The sequence below is a fragment of the uncultured Metabacillus sp. genome (genome assembly GCF_947503125.1).
Lineage (GTDB): Bacteria > Bacillota > Bacilli > Bacillales > Bacillaceae > Metabacillus.
This window is the reverse complement of sequence record NZ_CANNCR010000244.1, coordinates 1-202: the sequence shown is the minus strand read 5'-3', so window position 1 is coordinate 202 and position 202 is coordinate 1. Positions and strand designations below refer to the sequence as shown.

The window sequence follows — 202 nt, the reverse complement described above, 5'->3', positions numbered from 1 at the left end:
CTTAAACAGATGGCATTTGCTTTGGCACCTGCTTCGCTCACGGAGAAAAGCCAGTTCTTACGACCAATCACATTCGGGCGAATCGCATTTTCAGCGGGATTATTATCGATTTCTAAATGCCCATCATTAAGAAAGGCTTTTAATCCATCTGCTCGGCTTAACGTATATTCAGCTGCTTTGGCCAATGCATTTTTACCGAAGA

General features: G+C 43.1%; 1 protein-coding gene. It reads right to left on the bottom strand.

Annotated elements, in window-relative coordinates:
* On the bottom strand, positions 1-202 hold a 202-nt coding region (locus Q1B07_RS27020; protein WP_299834341.1), incomplete at both ends, for a transposase.